The sequence below is a fragment of the Pseudomonas marginalis genome (assembly GCF_900105325.1).
Classification (GTDB): Bacteria; Pseudomonadota; Gammaproteobacteria; order Pseudomonadales; family Pseudomonadaceae; genus Aquipseudomonas; species Aquipseudomonas marginalis.
Window position 1 is genome coordinate 1,267,917 of the sequence record NZ_FNSU01000003.1, and the last position, 16,391, is coordinate 1,284,307.

The following is a 16,391-nucleotide window of genomic DNA, read 5'->3' on the forward strand; positions in this document are numbered from 1 at the left end:
GATCATGCGCTTACGGACTCTGACCCTGCTGTACCTGATTGCCCTGGCGGCACTGCCGAGCGCCTCTTACGGGGCGTGCACCATCAGCAACACCGCCGGGGACGACCTCTCTTCCTGCGACAGCGGCACGGCACCGGGCTTTACCGACAGTGCCGGCAACAACACCCTGAACCTCAGCGCCACGGGGCGGATTACCGGGAATGTCACCTACGGCGCCGGCAACGATCTGGTGGATGTGAACGGGCCCAGTGCCGGGATTGATGGCAACCTCAACCAGGGCGATGGCAGTAATATTTTCCGGCTCAACCTGGGCAGCATCACCGGCAGCGTCAGCCAGGGCTCGGGCGCGGATGTGGCGCAGATCACCGGCGGACAGGCCGGCGCCGTCAGCCAGGGCGCAGGCGTCGACAGCTACGCCCAGAGCGGCGGCACCATTGCCTCACTGGCCCAGGGCGATGGCCTGGACACCTTCAACATGAGTGGCGGCACCATCACCGGAGCCTTCGAGGATGGCGACCAGGCCAGGATGAGCGGCGGCACCATCGGCCGGGTCGACATGAAGCTCGACAACAACCTGTTCGACATGTCGGGTGGCAGGATCATCGGCAACCTGGTGACCGGCTTCGGCAACGACACCATCCTGATCTCGGGCACGGCCTTTGTCGGCGGCAACATCAGTGTCAGCGGGGGAAACGATCACGTAGCGGTGTCCGGTGGCGACGTCAACGGCCAGATACTCCTCAGCTTTGGCAACGATGACTTCGAATGGACCGGTGGCAACCTGCATTCGTTCGTACTGCTGGGCGCCGGTGACGACACGGCGGTGCTGCAGAACCTGGTCAACACCCAACTGGCCGCGGCGCAGTTGATCGACGCTGGCCTGGGTGTCGACACGCTCACACTGGACAATACCAAGGCAGGCGATCCGGGCCTGTTTCCCAACTGGGAAAGCATTCGGCTGGACAACCAGTCGCAGTTGATCCTGGGCGGAACGCTGAAACTGGGTGACAGCGACACCGGCACGGGCAGCCTGAGCATCGACGGGACCAGTGAACTGTTGATCGGCACGGGGGTGATCGACCCGTTTACGGCCGGCCAACGGGTGAACGTCACCAACAGCGGCACCCTCAACATGACCACCGGCAACACCCGCACCAGCGACACCTTGACCATCAATGGCAATTACACCGGCGACAACGGGCGGCTTGCATTGCAAAGCGCCCTGGGCGCGGATGATTCCCCCAGCGACAAACTGATCATCAACCAGGGCATCCTCGCCGGTACCACCGCCATCAGCGTCACCAACCTCGGCGGCACGGGTGCGGCCACCCTGCAGGACGGCATCCAGGTGGTGCAGGCCCTCAACGGCGCGTCTGGCAGTGGCAGCGCGTTTACACTGGCGGGCCCGGTGTCTGCCGGCGCGTTCGACTACTACCTGTTCAAAGGCGGTGTCACGGCCGGTACGGCGGAGAACTACTACCTGCGCTCGACGATCCCCGTGGTGCCGCCTGGCCCGGTGATTATCGTGCCGTTACCCACCCCCGTTCCCGGTGAACCACCGCTGCCGCCCAATCCCGGGACCGAACCGATCCCTATTTATCGTCCGGAAGTGCCGATCTACGCTGCGTTGTTTCCCGCCGCACAGCAACTCGTGCAGGGCATGCTCGGCACCTTCCACCAGCGTATGGGTGACCAAAGCCAGCAGTTGCATACCGGCCCATTCACGTCGGGCTGGGGACGGACCTACGGCAACAGCACGCGCCAGAGCTTCACCGGAACGGTCAGCCCGTCGCTCGACAGTTCGGTGACCGGCTTCCAAGTGGGTACCGACCTGTACGCCAGCACCTACGACAATGGCCTGACCCAACGGAGCGGGTTCTTTGTCGGCCACAGCACCCTCAAAGGCAACATCAAGGGCTTCAACGGCGGCTGGCAGGACAAGGACGCCGGCAAGACCACCTTGCGCGGGGACAGCCTGGGGGTCTACTGGACGCTGATCGGCGCCAACCAGGCCTACCTCGACCTGGTACTGATGGGCACCCGCTTCGACGGCAATAACGAGTCGGATCGTGGCGTGAAGATGGACACCCGGGGGCACAATGTCACGGCGTCCGCCGAAGTCGGCTGGCCGTTTGCGTGGGTGGGTAACTGGGTGGTTGAACCCCAGGCGCAACTGATCGTCGGCAAGACCAGACTGGATAAGCAAAACGACGGGATCTCCGACGTCGCCTATGACGCCGACACTAACGTCACCAGCCGCCTCGGGGTGCGCCTGCGCGGTGACTATCTGGTCCGCAGCATGCCGCTTCAACCCTACGTACGGGCGAATGTCTGGCACACCAGCGCCGGGCAGAACACCGTCACCTTCAACGGTGTGACGGCCATCGACACCGAGCAGAAGTCCACCACCCTGGACCTGAGCGCCGGCGCCATGCTGAAGGTGGCCACGGGCATCAGCCTGTACGGCGAGCTGGGCTACAACCGCAACCTGGACAGCAACACCTTCAACGGCCGCCAGGGCACGGTGGGCTTGAGAATGGAGTTCTAGGGAACCCGTGAATCACCTATGACCGGGATTGACCACCCCGGCAGCCTTGAAGCGTGAAAACTGAAAGGCAATGCCCAGCCAGATAAACCAGGCCGGCATCACGTACAGCGCCAGGCGTGTATCCGGCCGCAACGCCAGCAGGCCGAGGACGAAGGCCATGAAGGCCAGGGAAAACCAGGCCATCGGCACACCGCCAGGCATCTTGTAGAGAGATCTGGCGTGCAGGTCCGGGCGCTTTTTGCGGTAGGCAATGTAGGACGCGAGGATGGTCGACCAGGTGAAAATCACCAGGATCGCCGACACCGTCGACACAATCGTGAAGGCGGTCATCACCTCCGGCACCACAAACAGCAATACCAGGCCCAGCAGCATCAGCAAGGTGGTGAAGGCCAGGCTGATAAACGGCACGCTGCTTTTCGACAAGCGTCCAAAGATACCCGGGGCGTCCCCCAGGTCAGCCAGGCCGAACAACATGCGGCTGGCGGAGAACACCCCACTGTTGGCCGACGATGCCGCCGAGGTCAGCACCACGAAATTGACGATCCCCGCCGCAGCTGGAAAGCCCGCCACCAGGAACAGTTCCACGAACGGGCTCTTGCTCGGCGACACCTGTTGCCACGAGGTGACCGCGATGATGCACCCCAGGGCCAGCACGTAAAACAGGATGATCCGCAGCGGAATCGAGTTGATCGCCTTGGGCAAGGTCCTTTCCGGTGCTCGGGTTTCGGCGGCTGCGGTGCCGATCAGTTCGGTGCCGGCAAAGGAAAAGATCGCCATCTGGAAGCCGGCGAAAAAACCGAACAGGCCATTGGGAAACGCCGCCTGTTTGTCCAGCAAGTGGCTCACGGAGGCCGTGACCCCGGTGGGCGAGACAAACGAGCTGGCAATCAGCACCACGCTGACACCGATCAGGGTCAGCACCGCGATGATCTTGATGATCGCGAACCAGAATTCCACTTCGCCGAACAGCCTGACCGTCAGCACGTTCAACGCGAACAGCGTCAACAGCATGCCCACCGCCGGCATCCACGCTGGCACATGCGGGAACCAGTACTGGAAAAACCCGCCGACCACCACCGCGTCCCCCACCACCGCCACGCTCCAGCTCAGCCAGTACGACCAGCCGAGAAAGAACGCCGCACGCGGGCCCAGGTAGGCGCCGGCAAAGTCGGCGAAGCTCTTGAAGTTGAGGTTGGACAGCAGCAGCTCACCCATGGCGCGCATCACGAAGTACACGAACAGCCCGATGATCATGTAGATCAGGATGATCGAGGTGCCGGACAACGCGATGATCTTGCCGGAGCCCATGAACAGGCCGGTGCCGATCGCACCGCCCATGGCCATCAGCTGGATGTGGCGGTTGCTCAGGGTGCGTTGCAACGCAGGCTTTTCACACAGCCCGGACGTGGTTGTTTTCATCACAAAACCTCTTGTTATGTTTTTGAGTTTTGGCAGAAAAAAGAATCGAGCGAGTGTTGTTATTAGGTCAGGCAGTCTTGCTTTCGAAGCCGTGCAGGACGTTGACGGCGTTGATGCCGATCTCGTCGACCATGTAGCCGCCTTCCATCACGAACAGCGTCGGTACGCCCACGCTGGCGATGAGTTCGCCCATGCTGAGGAAGTCCTGGCTGTCGAGGAGGAAGTGGCTGATGGGGTCGTCCTTGAAGGTGTCGACGCCGAGGGAGATCACCAGCACCTCGGGGGCGAAGTGTCTGAGTTGCTGGCAGGCGTGGATCAGCGCGGTTTTGTACTGGGCCCACGTGGTGTTTTTCGGCAAGGGGTAGTTCAGGTTGAAGCCCTCCCCGGCACCTGCACCGCGCTCGCTGCTGGCACCGGAGAAATACGGATAGGACACCGCAGGCTCGCCGTGCAGGGAGATGAACAGCACCTCCGCGCGGTCATAGAAAATATTCTGCGTGCCGTTACCGTGGTGGAAATCCACATCCAGCACCGCTACGCGCCTGGCACCTTGGGTGATGGCCTGTTGCGCGGCAATCGCGGCATTGTTGAGGTAGCAATAACCGCCCATGTATTCGCGGGCCGCGTGGTGCCCCGGTGGGCGGCACAGGGCGAAGGCACTGTGATGGCCTTCGTCGATCAGCGCCAGGCCGGTGAGCGCGATGTCCGCGCTGGTCTTGACCGCCTGCCAGGTGGTGGCGGTGATCGGCGAGCCGGCGTCCATGGCGAAGAAGCCCAGCTTGCCGTCGATGAAGTCCGGCACCTGCTCATTGGCCAGGTCCCGTACCGGCCACACCAGCGGCAGCGCGTCATGGCGGCGGCCGATGGCGGTCCATTCGGCCCAGGCGGTTTCGAGGAAGCTGACGTAGCGCTCGCTGTGGGCGTTGACGTAGCAGGCGCGCTCGAAGCTGCGCGGCACGATGATATCGCCCAGCCCGACGTGCCGGACGCGGTCACGCACGGTGTCGGCGCGGCTGGGTTGTTCGAATGAGGGCTTGAGCACGCCGTCCTTGAGTTCGGTGCCGTGGTGCAAACGGTGGTCATCACTAAAAACAGTCAGCATTTGGATACATCCGCCAGAAAAAGACAGGGTCTATTTTGTTCTGGCTGCGCAGGGCTTTCTTTGCTTTTACTTCTGACACTGATAGCTTTATCGGGTGTTTTTACCCTGGTTACAGCCAAATATGAAAAATAAAACCAAGCAGGTCGTTCTGGACGACACCGATCTCGCCATCCTCGCCCTGCTGCAGGAAGACGCGAGTATTTCCAACGCCCAACTGAGCGAGCGCCTGGCCCTGAGCCTCACCCCCTGCTGGCGGCGGCGCAAACGCTTGGAGGAAGAAGGCGTGATCAAGGACTACCAGGCCAACCTCGATCGCAAGTTGCTCGGCCTGGACATCATGGCGTTTGTGCATGTGCGTTTTGCGATCCACACCGACCATGCTCCGGATGCGTTCGAAGCGGTGGTGAAGGAGCTTCCTCAGGTGCTGGCGTGCCACAAGATCACCGGCGACGCGGATTACCTCTTGCAGGTGCTGGCGGAGGATCTGGACAGCTACAGCGAATTTGTCGAAAGCGTGCTGCGGCGGCAGTTGGGGATTGCGTCGATCCAGTCGAGCCTGGCGCTGCGGGAGGTGAAAGCGACGAGTCGGATGGCGATTCCGAAACGCGATTGAACACGCAAAAAAACAACTCGCCGACGGCAGGTAATGGCAAAAAGCCTGCCCTGCAGATGTGAAAAATTCGTTAACTAATTCTCCCCAAAGGCTTTTTCCGACAGATTTAATCTGCCAAACTAATGCGAATAATTATCAACAGATTTATTATTCGCCACGGACGGCACTTAGGGGAGAGTCCGTTCCATGTCTGTGCAACAACACGGCGGTAAAGGTTTTACACCCAGTCTGATCGCTTTGGCGGTGTGTCTCGCCACCTCGCACGCGGCCTTCGCCGCCGACGCTGAAACGCCGGCAACCACCTTGGAACTGGGTGCGACCCAGATCTCCGGCGAGCAACAACTGGGCGAAACCACCGAGGGTACGCAGTCCTACACCACCGGCGCGATGAAAACCGCGACCAAACTGCCCCTCACCCTGCGTGAAACCCCGCAGGCCGTCACCGTCATCACACGCCAGCGCATGGATGACCAGGGGATGACCAGCATCAACGACGTGGTCAATGCCACGCCTGGGCTATTCCTCAACTATTCCAGCGGCCCGGGCCGGCAGTCCTACACCTCACGCGGTTTCGACATCGACAACCTGATGTACGACGGCATCCCCAGCGGCTACAACGGCGTTTCCGTAGGCGCCCAGCCGAACCTGGCGATGTTCGACCGTGTCGAGGTCGTGCGTGGCGCCACCGGCCTGGTGACCGGTGCGGGCAACCCGTCGGCGGCCATCAACCTGGTCCGCAAGCGGCCGCTGGACGAACAGAAAGTCACCCTCACCGGTGCCGCCGGCAGCTGGGATGACTACCGTGGCGAGCTCGACGCGTCCAGCCCGCTCAATGACAGCGGCACCTGGCGCGGCCGGGTGGTCACTTCCTACCGAGACGCCAACAGCTTCATCGACAACGCCGAGTCCTATCACGGCCTGTTCTATGCCGTCACCGAGGTCGACCTGAGCGAAGACACCACCCTCACCCTCGGTTTCTCGAACCAGAAGGACAAGACCAACTACTTCTGGGGCTCGTCGATGATCGGCCAGGACGGCCATCACCTGGATCTGCCGCGCTCCTACAATCCCGGTACCGACTGGGAGAACAAGGACCAGGAAATCAACACGGTCTTCGCCGAACTGCGCCAGCGCCTGGCCAATGACTGGAAGCTTCAGGTCAACGCCAACTACGCCGAACAGAACGCGTTGTTTTCCGGTTCCTACCAGTCGCGCTGGGTCAACAACACCCTGGCGCGCACGGTCTACCAGGCCGCCTACGATGAAAACCAGGCCGGTGTCGACGCCTTTGCCAGCGGCCCGTTCCAGGCATTCGGGCGCACCCATGAACTGGTGGTGGGTGCCAGCCGACGCATCTACGACATGACCACCCACAACTACAGCCCCTACGACACCAACTGGCCCCTCACCGCGGGCAAACCGGACTTCGTCCACACCACGGACGATCGCGAGGTCACCACCCAGGACGGTGTCTACGTGACCACGCGCCTGAGCCTGGCGGACCCGTTGAAGCTGATCCTCGGCGGGCGCCTGGACTGGTATGACTACGATGCCCACGGCAGCAACGACGGCGACTATCACGTCACCCGCAACCTTACCCGCTACGCGGGGCTGATCTACGAGCTGGACGATCACCACTCCGTGTACGTCAGCTACAGCGACATCTTCACGCCGCAGAGCGCCAAGGACACCTCCGGTACCCCGGTCAAGCCGATTGTCGGCAAAAACTACGAGGTCGGCATCAAGGGCGAATACCTGGGTGGCGCGCTGAATGCGAGCGTGGCGCTGTTCCGTGTCGACCAGGAAAACCGCGCCACCCAGGTGACCGTGCAAAACTGCCCACAGACAGAGTGCTATGAGGCCTCCGGAGAGATTCGCAGCCAGGGGATCGACTTCGAACTGCAAGGCGCGCTGACCGAGAACTGGCAGGTCGGCGGTGGCTACACCTACGCGCGTACCCACACCATCAAGGATGAAGCCAACCCGCAGAAGGTCAACAAGCAGTACGACACGGATGTTCCGGAGCACCTGTTCAAGCTGACCACCCGCTACAACTTCCAGGGCCCGCTGGAGAAACTGCGCGTGGGCGGCAACATCTCCTGGCAAAGCCGCCTGTACAACGACGTCAAGCTGGCTGACGGCAGCACCTACCGCCTCCAACAGGGCGCCTACGCCGTCACCGACCTGATGGCCGGCTACAAGGTCAACGACCACCTCGACCTGCAGCTCAACGCCAACAACATCTTCGACCGCCGCTATTACTCCACCATCGCCAACTCCGTGAGCTATGGCGGCGACGCCTACGGCACCCCACGCAACATGATGCTGACGGCCAAATACAGCTTCTGATCCACCTGGCGAACGGGGGTCCTGATGTGGGGGCTTGCTCCCTCCCACATTGCCCCCCGGCTTGTCACCACGAATGTGTTCTGCCCCCTCCGAACGCATTCGCGCTTAAAGTCCCCTCCCGCAAAGCCGATAAACTTTTTGGTTTCCCTGCACCCGCAAAGTGCCTGAACGCGGGCCGTAGTGGCACGCCGCATGCTTTGATCCTTGCCAGACCACATGGAGTAAGAGTGAATGCCCGCACGCGCACGTTTCCTGGAGCACTACCGCAAGGCCGACCGCATCATGCTGGCATTGATCTGGCTGATGACGCTGTTCTCCGTCGGGCTTGCGTTCTGGCACGACACCCTGACCCAGGCGATTGTCGTGGGAGGAGGCACCAGCACGGTGCTCACCGCGCTCTACCGCGCCATCGGCGGCACGCGGGTGATGCGTTGCGCACTGGGCGCGGGCTTGATGGTCATGGCGGCGCTGCACATCAACCAGGCCCAGGGTGTGATCGAAGCGCACTTCGGGATTTTCGCGCTGCTGGCGGTGCTGACGTTCTATCGAGACTGGCTGCCGATCCTGGTGGCCGCCCTGACGATTGCCGTGCACCACGTGGTGTTCCATGCGTTGCAGCATCAAGGCTTCCCGGTGTTCGTGATGGCGCATCACGGCGGTTGGACCATGGTATTTGTCCACGCCTTCTACGTCGTGATGGAAACCATCGCCCTGCTCTACCTCGCGGTAAACAGCCAGGCCGAGGCGGTGGAAAGCGAGGAAATGCTGGAAAAAATGCTCGCCGTCACCACCCAATTCACCGTGGACAGCGCCAAAGGTGAAGGTAAGGTGCACGTCTCTCTTGCCAAGCGCTTCGACCATTTCCTGCAACAAATCACCCACCTCATCGACGGCGTCGCCCGCGACTCCCACGGTCTCGGCCAACTCGGCCAGGAACTGGCCCACGCCAGCGGCACCCTGGAAAAAGGTGCTCGCCACCAACTGGCCGAAATCGCGCAAATGACCGACTCCATGCAGCGCATGGAAGACGCCATGGGCCACATTACGGTGCACGTCGAAGAAGCGGTTGAGCACGCGGGCGTCGCCAGCCAACAAATCCTGCGTGGCCAGGAAAGCGTCGGCCGCGCCCAACACGAAATCACCCAACTGGCCACACGCCTGGAAGGCACCAACCACACCGTGCAAGGCCTGGCGGTCCAGGCCGAACAAATCGGCTCGGTACTGGAAGTCATCAGCAGCATCGCCAACCAGACCAACCTCCTTGCCCTCAACGCCGCCATCGAAGCCGCCCGCGCCGGCGAACAAGGCCGCGGCTTCGCCGTCGTCGCCGACGAAGTGCGCAGCCTGGCGCAACGCACCGCCGTTTCCACCCAGGAAATCAAAACCATCATCGAGGGCCTGCAGCAAGGCAGCCGCCAGGCCGTGGAAGCCATGCACGACAGCCGCCAGGGCGTGGAACGGTGTGTGGAGGACAGTCAGCTGGCAGTGGAAATGCTGCGAGCGGTGGGCAATGACATTACCCAGATCGATGCGCTGAATGGGCGGATTGTCTCCACCACACGCGAACAGACCTCGGCGAATCAGGAGATTGTCGGGCGCTTGCAATCGGTGCAGAGCATTGCTCAAAACACCGCTGACGACGTGGAGATGTTGGCCAGGAGCAGCGAGCAGTTGCCGCCGATTGCGGTGCGGTTGGATGCGTTGGGGCGGCGGTTTCACCCGTGATAGTTTGGGGCTCGCCATCGGCCGGAAGCCATCACGGGTCTCGTCTTGACGGCCCGGGCCGCCCCTGATCCTGAGCGTTCGCTTAGTCTTGCTTGACCAGCTCGACCCTGCGGTTTTCAGCTTTGCCTGCCTCGGTGGCGTTGTCGGCCACCGGGTCAGCCTCGCCAAACCCGGCCGCAGATAACCTCGCCGCGTCGATGCCCTTGGCGGTGATGGCGGCCTCGACGGCCTTGGCGCGGCCGTATGACAGTGTCTTGTTGTGCGCGGGGTCACCGGTGTGATCGGTGTAGCCGTTAATGGCCAGTTTCAACGATGTATTTTGCTTGAGTAACAACAACACTTGCTCGATCTGTGGCTGTGAACCCGGAAGGATGCGGGTCTGGTCAGTCGCAAAGTTGATGTGCAATGCCACCTTGCCGGTTTTATCTATCTGCGCTTTCAGTTCACTGGCCGGCAACAGGCTGGCCGTTATTTGCAGCGGTTTGGTTTCGGCAATCAGCAGGCCGCCGCCGAACGCGTAGCTGCACAAATGAATCCAGATATCGCGGTCGGCGCGATGGATAACAAACACCTGCGCGGCGTTATTCCAAATGTCCCCCAGGCCACTGTTGTATTTGAGCGCGAAGTCCCGCGGCCATTCTTTGATCTTCTGGCCGGGGTCTTCCGGAATCCTGCCATCGAAGATCTTGCTGCCGCCCAACGAGGACACGACGGACTCGAGGTTGCGCTGCAATTCCAGGTCGGAGAACGCCTTGCCTTGCGCGGCGTCGATATGGGCTGACCAGACCTTGCCTTCTACTACTGCCAGGCGATCACCGGTCCAGAAGGGTACCTGATCGAAGTCGGAGACATCGGGCGCGGTGGCGATGACATATCCGTCGGGAAGGGCGATGTAGGGAAAGGCGCCCAACGGCACGTTCGACACCTCAAGGCTCGCGGCATCGAATACCTTGTTGTCTGCTCCGCTCTCGAATGACGAGGCTTGAATGCTCAGCCCCAGGGTGACGATTAAAACCAGGGTAGTCGCTGCTGTTTTTTTCACTAACGTCATGTTATTCCCGCAAATCCTTAACACCCAGGGTGTGATGGTCGACCGGATAAAGGGTGTTGCTGTCGTTGGCTGCTTATAAAACCGGGGCAATCGAGATAACTCAATAGCACAGCTGCCCTATTGCATCGCGCTTTGGCGCTGGATCACAGTTGTTCGCGCTCTAACAGGTCTTTTCTACGCTATTCGACGCTGCCGATCGTATTGAACAGGGATGCTTTTTTTGAAACCTATAACCACCAGAAAAATTGAAATGAACGCTGCGCTGGCGATGGCCTTGATCTCGCTGTTAACCACCAGCGCTACCTGGACCGAGGCAGCCGTTGGTGCAACGGCCTCCTCGGCACCGTGTACCAATGAAGCGGATTTCCAGGCCGGCACCATTGTGGAGTCTGAAAGTCGCGACAACACCTCTGCAGTAACCAATCGAAGTAAAACCGAAACGCTGGGCCATGAAGACTTCGCCGGGGCCAACCCGGTGGCGTCGTTACACACCACGGTCATAAGCAATTCGCCGGTGTATTTAACGACCACCTTTGCGCAAATCAAGGACGGCCAGTTGATTCGCTATGGTGATCGACACGGTGCCGGGCCTTCGTTGACCACGACCCTTTACACCCCTCCTCCCACCACGCCGCTGGATTTACAACCCGGGCAGACAGTCGCCGTCAGTTACAAGAACCAGGTCGTCAGCGGCGGCACCACGCTTGAGTTTGAGGTATCAGAAAAGCTGACCTACAACGGACGCGAGACGATCAAGACAGCACTCGGGACGTTCGAGACCTGTCGTTTCACCAATGAAATTTCCACTGGATCAACGTCCGGTCAGCAACCGACCCAGAAGGTCGTGGTGCAGAATTGGTTTGCTGCCGAAGGGCCCTACCGTGGGCAATCAATCAGGTCGGCCAGCCTCTCCGGAACCAATGGAGGACAGGAGCGGCTCGTTGAAGTGGTCAAGATGCGATATGAGACGCGAGCCAACTAGGTAGCTTTATGCCCAGGCGATGAGAAGGAGGATAGCACTGCCCTTCCTGGCAACGGGTTCAAGCCCGCTGTTTGTGCCGCAGTTGCATCGACCAAAATGTACTTAATTGCTTAATGGCCTTTAGTAACTAGCACAGGTGTACTAGTTCAGCTGTTCTATATCATAAGTTGTATGAGTCGGACATGATCAAAGCGTGTTTTCATTGATCTGGACGGGTTGTGCTTGCTGATATGAGTTGCCGAATTGTGGTGGCGGACGAACACCCACTTTATCGAGAGGGCATGACAGGGCTACTGGAGTGCTTAATACCTGAAGCAACGATAAAACAGGCAGGAAACCTGGAGGAAGTCTGGGTTCTCCTGGAACGCTGGCAACCTGTCGCCATGCTGTTTATCGAAGTATATTTGCCAGGGCTTTGCTCCTTGAAAGAGCTTGCGAAACTGTGCGGGGAAAGAGGCACTACTGCAGTCGTTGTTGTTTCGACAGTCGATGACAGCGTGGTCATTACGCGAGTGATGGAGGCCGGCGCCAATGGTTTTATTGGCAAGAACATTTCAGCCGAAGAGGTACGTAACGCCATCAATGATATTCGGAATGGCCAAGTAGTGGTCAAATACGAACCGGCCGAATCACCATCATTTGAAAGTGATCATGCGATGGGCAAACTGACGTCGCGGCAGCGGGAAGTCTGGCATTTGATCGCACAAGGTAAAACCAACAAGGAAATTGCCGCTGAACTGGAAATCTCTCCCTATACCGTGCGTATTCACGTGTCTTCGCTGATACGTGCCTTGAACGTACCCAATAGAGCAGTAGCCGCCGCGCGTTTCGCGGGGCGCTACACCTGCTAGTCCCTTGATGGATCTACGGGTAACTCGCACCGCACTTCATTGACTTGACCTGCTCAAGCAACACGTTGCGCAGTTCCGGCGGTCGCACCGGTTTGGCCAGTACCGAGATATTGAATGCGTGCAGTGATTGACGGATGCGCTCGATTTCGTGCCCGGTGATGACCAATGCCGGTATCTCTTGACCCCGGAACTCGCGTATTGCCGCGATACATTCGGACCCCGAGACCTTTGTGCCCAGGTCGAAGTCGGCAATGATGATGTCGCAATCGCTGGCCAGGGTATCCGCATCACTGTGGGTCTCGACGACGCAGCCCCATTTCTCCAGCAGGGCCTTGGTGGCCAGCAACACATTGGCGTCGTCTTCAATCAGGCATATCCGTAGTCCGTTCAGGCGCTCATGGGTGCTTTTCATCCGAGGCGCGATGACCTTTGGGGCGGCGTGTTTCAACCCGCTGATTGCCACCTGGGTGCCGCGCCCGGGCGTGGAGCGAATATGTACATCGACATTGAGCAATTGGCTGATGCGCTTGACGATGGACAAGCCCAATCCCAGGCCCTCGACATCCTTGTCGCGTGCGTGGCGCACCCGGTAAAACTCTTTGAACACGTCCGGTAAATGTTCGGCGGCGATACCGCAGCCCTTATCGTAAACCACCACGGCCAAGCCCTTTGTCTGGCGTCTGACACCGATCAGCACGGGCTCTCCCGATGCGTACTTGATCGCATTGGACACCAGGTTCTGCACCATGGTGGTCAACAGCCCCCCATTGACATTAACCCAGTGCTCGCAAGGGCGCAGGCGCAGTTGAACCCCGGCCCAGCGCGCGGCCTCGGTGTTCTGTTTGACGACCTCCTGCAACAGCGCGCCCAGGTTCACCGGTTCCGCTCGCGGCTCCAGCTTCCCGTTGTCGAGGGTGTAGATATCCAGGATCGAACGGAACAGCTGAGAGACGGTGTGCAGCGAGCGGTCGATGTTGTCCACCAGGCGCAGTTCTTCGCCGCCCAGATTCGCGTCCCGCAGGCACGCGGTGAACAGGCCGATGGAGTGGATGGGCTGGCGCAGGTCGTGGCTGGCCTGGGCGAGAAAGCGTGATTTCTCCTGATTGGCGGCGATTGCCTCTTCCGATGCGATACGCGTGCGTTTGAGCAGAATGTGTGCATAGGTCGGTACGACGATGGTGGTCACGATCAGCATCAGGAACATGTAGGGCTGCGCGCGCCAGAAGGGGTTGAACAAGAAAATAACGATAAGGGTAGACAACGCGATCACAGTTGCCAGGGCCAGATAGTGTGAGCCGAAACGCATGCCATTACCCAGGGTCACCCAGAGCAGCGCGGCATAGATAGGCAATGCACCTTCGCCTCCCAACACCATGGCGAAAGCGATACCGGTGTAGTCATGGAGCATTGAGAGCAAGCGCCGCCAAAAAAAGTGTCCTGGCCAGCGCTTGATCGCCATGCGCAGGAATATCGACACCACGATGAAGGTCGAGATATACACGATGATGGGCGTGTAGGCTGCGGTATCGCTGGGGCGCAGCCCGCTCAGTACGATGATGTACAGCAGCGCACAGGCGCTGACGGTCAGGCGCAACGTGGCCTGATTGAGTTCGCTGTTCTTTTCCACGCGTTCAACCTCATGGACCATGGGGGATGCATCGCTGGATGCCGCCCCCTTGAGAACAATAAGGCGTAGGTTGGCGTGTTAAGGCATCAAACGACACGGCGTGTCGTATCAGAAGCGGAACGTGTCAGTAAAGCCTGTAGTAATCCACCACGTCATCCACGAAGTAAATTATCAACTTCGTTCCCTGGGTCTGGCTTTGAGCTTTTTTCGTGCCCGTCACACTGCCGACATCATTGGCGACACCCTGTGCCTTGGACACTTGCGACGAGGCGTCGTACATCTTCAGGCTTGTCTCGGTCGAGACATATTTGTGGGCCAGGGTCATGTACTTTTCCAGACCCTCCTGGTTTTTATCATAGGTCCAGTTGGACCCGTTGCTTCTGCTCGTTGAATCAAGTTGCTCTTCGGCTGGAGCGCCGAACAATTGCGTCACCTGAGTCTTGGTAGTTTTCCCCGGGATGATGGTTTTCTTCAGGTAAGCAACATCGTACTTTTGTGCTCCAGGATTTAAGGAACTCATCAAATCCCCAGTGTTAGCACAGCCTCCCAGGCCTGCGGTCAGTATGCACAGCGTGAATCCGATTCTAAGTAGTTTTCCATATTTCAAGCACATAGACTTACCTTGAGTTGTGATTAATACCATTCCATTTCGACCGGATGCACGGTGAAGTTGACACAACGTAGTGCAACTAATCGAGCCTTTGGATTCACAGGCGGGCAAACACACTGGAACACTTCAACGCTGAAGTTAAAGTGCATTCCGGTGTGCGCTCGGGCTCAAAGCCTTTAAGACTTTTTCGAGCGTGTACAGCTTATGAGGGCGCGTGAGCTGACGCTATAGTACAAGTGTGCTATAGGCGACCAACAGGGACTTGTCTAGCATAGACAGATGGATATTAATGGCTTGAATTAATGTAATAAATTGCTCGCCAGTTGATGTAATGCCCGATTATTGAAGCCGCGGGAATGGAGTCGAAATATGAAATCATGGATCACCGTCTTATCCATTCTGATGCTGTCCGGGTGTGCGGGTTCTCCCTTGAGTAATCTGGTCATGAACCAGCGTTATCAAACGACATCGGACATTACTGCTTCATGGGTAGGTGCATCCGAAGATGAGTTGGTGACGTCATGGGGGGCGCCGAAAAACAGCCATGGCCTCAGTGATGGCAACTCGAAAATCATCGGCTACGACTACGTATGGCTTACAAACGGCAGCCATTCGATGGAATGGGGTTATGTGCCTGATTACGCCCGTTGCGAACAGCGGTTCATGATTGAAAAGGGGGTGGTGACCCGCTGGTATTCATCTGGCGACTGTCCAAAAAGGCCTAAAGGCGCCAAGTTGATCCCCGGTAACACCCCCGTGCCCCAACCCACGCTCTAATGGTCACTGCACCGTCTTGATTCACGTATCGAGCTTGCCCGGCCACCCACTGGCACCGGGAAAGTTACTGAATTGAGCCGCCGCCGCCGCACGGGTGGGCACACCCAGGGATTTAAGCAGAGTGGAAACATGGATGCGTACGGTGAACGGGGAGATACCCAGTTGCTTGGCTATTTCCTTATTGGTCTTGCCCGCCGCAACCAGGCCGAGCACTTGCCGCTGGCGGGCGGTGAGTGAGGCAAGGCTTGGGTCCAGCAGGGGATTTTCGGGGTTGTACTTCACCACGACTTCCCCTTCCCGAATCGCCAGGATGGCTTCGGCAATGCCTGCCGGATCAACGTTTTTGCCGATAAAGCCATCAGCGCCTTGGGCGATGACCTGGGAAATAATGTCCAGGTCATCGACCATCGACACCACAATGATCGAGGTGCGCTTGAACTCATTGCGCAGCTGGCCTATGACCTGCATAGACGTGATACCGGGAAAGCGCAGGTCCAGAATCAACGAATCAACTTCTGCGCCCGCACGCGCCAGCGCCAGTACTTCATCCAGATTGCCCGCCTGCTCTATCATCGCTGTCGGCATAAGCCGTTCTATGGTTCTCAGCATACCTTCGCGAAACAGAGGATGGTCATCTGCCACTATGATTCTGTGCGTCATGTCAAGGTCCATCTCACCTCAGGTCCGGCGCATCGTAACGCAAACTGTAACGCCAGGTTTCAACTTTTAAGCGACTT

Annotated in this window: 13 protein-coding genes; 7 read left to right on the forward strand and 6 right to left on the reverse strand. The window is 59.2% G+C overall.

Features of this window, described 5'->3' with window-relative positions:
* Positions 1-4 precede the first annotated feature (4 nt).
* Entirely contained in the window at positions 5-2,548 is a 2,544-nt protein-coding gene (locus BLW22_RS14890) for an autotransporter family protein (RefSeq protein ID WP_074846911.1), read from the forward strand.
* Between the two features lie 12 nt (positions 2,549-2,560).
* Here the strand turns inward: BLW22_RS14890 and BLW22_RS14895 are convergent, their stop codons facing one another.
* Together BLW22_RS14895 and BLW22_RS14900 are read right to left on the reverse strand one after the other, a co-directional pair.
* Positions 2,561-3,967, reverse strand: a complete 1,407-nt coding sequence (locus BLW22_RS14895; RefSeq protein ID WP_074846912.1) for an amino acid permease — start codon at positions 3,965-3,967, stop codon at positions 2,561-2,563.
* Positions 3,968-4,034: 67 nt separating this feature from the next.
* Positions 4,035-5,069 carry a histone deacetylase family protein gene (locus tag BLW22_RS14900; RefSeq protein ID WP_074846913.1) on the reverse strand — a complete coding sequence of 345 codons (1,035 nt, stop codon included), beginning with the start codon at positions 5,067-5,069 and terminating at the stop codon, positions 4,035-4,037.
* A 121-nt stretch (positions 5,070-5,190) separates the two neighbouring features.
* On the opposite strand from BLW22_RS14900, the gene BLW22_RS14905 reads away from it, so the two are divergent.
* The 3 genes from BLW22_RS14905 (at position 5,191) to BLW22_RS36010 (ending at position 9,756) form a co-directional block, all read left to right on the forward strand.
* A complete protein-coding gene (locus BLW22_RS14905) occupies positions 5,191-5,682 on the forward strand; it encodes an Lrp/AsnC family transcriptional regulator (RefSeq protein ID WP_027606753.1) in 492 nt (163 codons plus the stop codon).
* Between the two features lie 186 nt (positions 5,683-5,868).
* A complete protein-coding gene (locus BLW22_RS14910) occupies positions 5,869-8,031 on the forward strand; it encodes a TonB-dependent siderophore receptor (RefSeq protein WP_074846914.1) in 2,163 nt (720 codons plus the stop codon).
* A gap of 1,032 nt (positions 8,032-9,063) precedes the next feature.
* A complete protein-coding gene (locus BLW22_RS36010) occupies positions 9,064-9,756 on the forward strand; it encodes a methyl-accepting chemotaxis protein (RefSeq protein WP_256098205.1) in 693 nt (230 codons plus the stop codon).
* 82 nt (positions 9,757-9,838) lie between these two features.
* On the opposite strand, the gene BLW22_RS14920 is transcribed toward BLW22_RS36010, so the two are convergent.
* Positions 9,839-10,807 carry an OmpA family protein gene (locus BLW22_RS14920; RefSeq protein WP_074846916.1) on the reverse strand — a complete coding sequence of 323 codons (969 nt, stop codon included), beginning with the start codon at positions 10,805-10,807 and terminating at the stop codon, positions 9,839-9,841.
* Between the two features lie 268 nt (positions 10,808-11,075).
* On the opposite strand from BLW22_RS14920, the gene BLW22_RS14925 reads away from it, so the two are divergent.
* Positions 11,076-11,789 (forward strand): hypothetical protein, encoded by a 714-nt coding sequence (locus tag BLW22_RS14925; RefSeq protein ID WP_074848168.1) that lies wholly within the window; start codon positions 11,076-11,078, stop codon positions 11,787-11,789.
* Positions 11,790-12,019: 230 nt separating this feature from the next.
* Complete coding sequence (locus BLW22_RS14930; RefSeq protein WP_074846917.1) at positions 12,020-12,640, forward strand: LuxR C-terminal-related transcriptional regulator; 621 nt, start codon at positions 12,020-12,022, stop codon at positions 12,638-12,640.
* A gap of 13 nt (positions 12,641-12,653) precedes the next feature.
* On the opposite strand, the gene BLW22_RS14935 is transcribed toward BLW22_RS14930, so the two are convergent.
* Both BLW22_RS14935 and BLW22_RS14940 read right to left on the reverse strand, forming a co-directional pair.
* Positions 12,654-14,288 (reverse strand): ATP-binding response regulator, encoded by a 1,635-nt coding sequence (locus BLW22_RS14935; RefSeq protein ID WP_083381373.1) that lies wholly within the window; start codon positions 14,286-14,288, stop codon positions 12,654-12,656.
* 103 nt (positions 14,289-14,391) lie between these two features.
* Positions 14,392-14,787: a hypothetical protein gene (locus BLW22_RS14940; protein ID WP_065925237.1), complete on the reverse strand. Its 396-nt coding sequence runs from the start codon at positions 14,785-14,787 to the stop codon at positions 14,392-14,394.
* Between the two features lie 459 nt (positions 14,788-15,246).
* Between BLW22_RS14940 and BLW22_RS14945 the strand changes: the two genes are divergently transcribed.
* Positions 15,247-15,654 (forward strand): hypothetical protein, encoded by a 408-nt coding sequence (locus tag BLW22_RS14945; RefSeq protein WP_027608114.1) that lies wholly within the window; start codon positions 15,247-15,249, stop codon positions 15,652-15,654.
* A gap of 21 nt (positions 15,655-15,675) precedes the next feature.
* On the opposite strand, the gene BLW22_RS14950 is transcribed toward BLW22_RS14945, so the two are convergent.
* On the reverse strand, positions 15,676-16,314 hold the full coding sequence (locus BLW22_RS14950) for a response regulator (RefSeq protein WP_027608115.1): 639 nt from the start codon (positions 16,312-16,314) through the stop codon (positions 15,676-15,678).
* Between the last annotated feature and the right edge of the window lie 77 nt (positions 16,315-16,391).

Bases quoted from the DNA above. Each gene is read 5' to 3' on its own strand.
- BLW22_RS14890 (WP_074846911.1), top strand. From the start codon at position 5: ATGCGCTTACGGACTCTGACCCTGCTGTACCTGATTGCCCTGGCGGCA.
- BLW22_RS14895 (WP_074846912.1), bottom strand. From the start codon at position 3,967: ATGAAAACAACCACGTCCGGGCTGTGTGAAAAGCCTGCGTTGCAACGC.
- BLW22_RS14900 (WP_074846913.1), bottom strand. From the start codon at position 5,069: ATGCTGACTGTTTTTAGTGATGACCACCGTTTGCACCACGGCACCGAA.
- BLW22_RS14905 (WP_027606753.1), top strand. From the start codon at position 5,191: ATGAAAAATAAAACCAAGCAGGTCGTTCTGGACGACACCGATCTCGCC.
- BLW22_RS14910 (WP_074846914.1), top strand. From the start codon at position 5,869: ATGTCTGTGCAACAACACGGCGGTAAAGGTTTTACACCCAGTCTGATC.
- BLW22_RS36010 (WP_256098205.1), top strand. From the start codon at position 9,064: ATGGGCCACATTACGGTGCACGTCGAAGAAGCGGTTGAGCACGCGGGC.
- BLW22_RS14920 (WP_074846916.1), bottom strand. From the start codon at position 10,807: ATGACGTTAGTGAAAAAAACAGCAGCGACTACCCTGGTTTTAATCGTC.
- BLW22_RS14925 (WP_074848168.1), top strand. From the start codon at position 11,076: ATGGCCTTGATCTCGCTGTTAACCACCAGCGCTACCTGGACCGAGGCA.
- BLW22_RS14930 (WP_074846917.1), top strand. From the start codon at position 12,020: ATGAGTTGCCGAATTGTGGTGGCGGACGAACACCCACTTTATCGAGAG.
- BLW22_RS14935 (WP_083381373.1), bottom strand. From the start codon at position 14,288: ATGGTCCATGAGGTTGAACGCGTGGAAAAGAACAGCGAACTCAATCAG.
- BLW22_RS14940 (WP_065925237.1), bottom strand. From the start codon at position 14,787: ATGAGTTCCTTAAATCCTGGAGCACAAAAGTACGATGTTGCTTACCTG.
- BLW22_RS14945 (WP_027608114.1), top strand. From the start codon at position 15,247: ATGAAATCATGGATCACCGTCTTATCCATTCTGATGCTGTCCGGGTGT.
- BLW22_RS14950 (WP_027608115.1), bottom strand. From the start codon at position 16,314: ATGACGCACAGAATCATAGTGGCAGATGACCATCCTCTGTTTCGCGAA.